The organism is uncultured Bacteroides sp. (genome assembly GCF_947632445.1).
GTDB lineage: Bacteria > Bacteroidota > Bacteroidia > Bacteroidales > Bacteroidaceae > Bacteroides.
The window spans coordinates 1-2,735 of the sequence record NZ_CANRPM010000134.1; the positions used below are offsets into that span (position 1 = coordinate 1).

The window sequence follows — 2,735 nt, forward strand, 5'->3', positions numbered from 1 at the left end:
CGGAAACCTATCTCTTGCAGGAGGAGAACGGCAACCTGTTCATGAACACCGGATTCCGTATCGACGTGTCCTACAACGAGGCGACGGACATCCTGACCTTCTCGCCCAACGGGGACTATGTGCGCATGAACCCGAAACCGGTTCATCCGATAGGCGAGCAATAAATAATGAAATCCACTAAAATCCAAAGTAACATGAGAACAAGAATAACATTAGCCATCTGCCTATGCCTGTTTGCTGTCGGCAGGGCAAGCGCACAGTGGGCGGTAATAGACCCGTCCAACATCGCGCAGAGCATCGTGAACACCTCCAAGAACGTGGTACACACTTCCACGACCGCCCAGAATATGATAAAAAATTTTCAAGAGACGGTGAAGATTTACGAGCAGGGCAAGAAGTATTACGACGCGCTCAAATCCGTGAACAATCTGGTAAAGGACGCCCGGAAGGTGCAGCAAACCATCCTGATGGTAGGTGACATCACCGACACCTATGTGACCAGCTTCCAGAAGATGATGCGTGACGACAACTTCACGGTGGAGGAACTGGGAGCCATCGCCTTCGGCTACACCAAGCTGTTGGAGGAATCCAACGATGTGCTGACGGAACTGAGGAACGTGGTGAACATCACCACGCTCTCCATGACGGACAAGGAGCGCATGGATGTGGTGGAACGCTGCTACTCCAAGATGAAGCGTTACCGCAACCTCGTGAGCTACTACACCAACAAGAACATCAGCGTGAGCTACCTGCGGGCAAAAAAGAAGAACGACCTCGACCGCATCATGGGGCTGTACGGGAACATGAACGAAAGATACTGGTAGCCTATGAATTTCGACAACCTTCACCAGATTCTGCGATCGCTCTACGAGCAGATGATGCCGCTATGCGGGGACATGGCGGGCGTGGCGAAAGGCATCGCCGGACTGGGCGCGCTGTTCTACGTCGCTTACCGGGTGTGGCAATCGCTGGCGAGAGCCGAACCGATAGACATGTTCCCCATGTTGCGCCCGTTCGCGATAGGCTTGTGCATCATGTTCTTTCCAACGGTGGTATTAGGCACGATAAACAGCATCATGTCGCCCGTCGTGCAGGGTACGGCAAAGATGCTGGAGGCGGAAACGCTGGACATGAACCGATACCGTGAGCAGAAAGACAAGCTGGAATACGAAGAGATGATGCGCAACCCCGAAACCGCCTACCTTGTGTCGAACGAGGAGTTTGACAAACAATTGGAGGAACTGGGCTGGTCGCCCGGCGACATGGTGACGATGGCGGGAATGTACATCGAGCGCGGGATGTATAACATGAAGAAGGGCATCCGCGACTTCTTCCGCGAAATACTGGAACTGATGTTCCAAGCCGCCGCCCTCGTGATAGACACCATCCGCACGTTCTTCCTCGTGGTGCTGGCGATACTCGGTCCGATAGCCTTCGCCATATCGGTGTGGGACGGCTTCCAAAGCACGCTCACACAATGGATATGCCGCTACATACAGGTCTATCTGTGGCTGCCCGTATCGGATATGTTCAGCACCATACTGGCGAAAATCCAAGTGCTGATGCTGCAAAGCGACATCGAACGTATGCAGGCTGACCCGAACTTCTCGCTGGATTCGAGCGACGGGGTGTATATCGTCTTCATGATAATCGGCATCATCGGCTACTTCACCATTCCCACGGTGGCGGGCTGGATTATCCAAGCCGGAGGCATGGGAAGCTACGGTCGCAACGTGAACCAGACGGCAGGACGAGCCGGAAGCATGGCGGGCAGCGTGGCGGGTGCAGCCGCAGGCAACATGGTCGGACGTGCCGGGAAACTGCTGAAATAATCAACTGACAATTAAAAACGAATAAACAACAATGGAATTTAAGTCACTCAAAAACATCGAATCATCGTTCAGGCAGATACGCCTGTTCGGTATCGTCTTCCTCTCGCTGTGCGCCGTGATAACGGTATGGAGCGTGTGGAGTTCCTATCGCTTCGCGGAGCGGCAACGGGAGAAAATCTATGTGCTGGACAACGGCAAGTCGCTGATGCTGGCTCTCTCGCAGGACCTGTCGCAGAACCGTCCTGCGGAGGCAAGGGAGCATGTGCGCCGCTTTCACGAGCTGTTCTTCACGCTCTCGCCCGAGAAAAGTGCGATAGAGCATAACGTGAAACGCGCCCTGCTACTGGCGGACAAAAGTGTGTATAACTACTATTCAGATTTCGCCGAGAAGGGATACTACAACCGTATCATCGCCGGGAACATCAACCAAGTGCTGAAGGTGGACAGCGTGGTGTGCGACTTCAACGGCTATCCCTACCGTGCCGTGACCTACGCCACGCAGAAGATCATCCGGCAAAGCAACGTCACCGAGCGCAGCCTCGTGACCACGTGCCGCCTCTTGAACTCGTCCCGTTCGGACGACAATCCCAACGGTTTCACCATCGAGGGATTCACCATCATCGAGAATAAGGATTTACAAACCATCAAACGGTAAACAGACATGAAGAAAATCAGAAAATCGTTTTGGAATGCGTATTGGAGCCTTCATGACAAACGGAAACAGTTAAAGGAACGGCTTAAAGGGTATCTGGACGGCTTGCCTCCGAAAATCCACAAGCGAATCGTGCTGACGATGCTTGCCGCCTTCGCAGTGCTTGCCCTCTACACCTTCGGAAAAGCCGTCTATGACATCGGCAGGAATGACGGCAGCCGGATGGTGAAAGAACATGCCGGACAGGTGGA

At 53.6% G+C, this 2,735-nt stretch carries 5 protein-coding genes; all 5 read left to right on the forward strand.

Annotation, left to right across the window (positions count from 1 at the left end; all coding sequences use genetic code 11):
- Window positions 1-164 (forward strand): DUF3876 domain-containing protein (locus tag Q0Z70_RS13445; RefSeq protein WP_298075317.1); only part of this gene is annotated, 164 nt, incomplete at its 5' end.
- Window positions 165-194: 30 nt separating this feature from the next.
- Window positions 195-824, forward strand: coding sequence for a DUF4141 domain-containing protein (locus Q0Z70_RS13450; RefSeq protein WP_298075312.1), 630 nt, complete (start codon window positions 195-197; stop codon window positions 822-824).
- A 3-nt stretch (window positions 825-827) separates the two neighbouring features.
- Complete coding sequence (gene traJ, locus Q0Z70_RS13455; RefSeq protein WP_298074101.1) at window positions 828-1,832, forward strand: conjugative transposon protein TraJ; 1,005 nt, start codon at window positions 828-830, stop codon at window positions 1,830-1,832.
- A gap of 31 nt (window positions 1,833-1,863) precedes the next feature.
- Complete coding sequence (traK, locus tag Q0Z70_RS13460) at window positions 1,864-2,487, forward strand: conjugative transposon protein TraK (protein ID WP_004308925.1); 624 nt, start codon at window positions 1,864-1,866, stop codon at window positions 2,485-2,487.
- A gap of 6 nt (window positions 2,488-2,493) precedes the next feature.
- On the forward strand, window positions 2,494-2,735 hold a 242-nt coding region (locus Q0Z70_RS13465; protein WP_298075315.1), incomplete at its 3' end, for a TraL conjugative transposon family protein.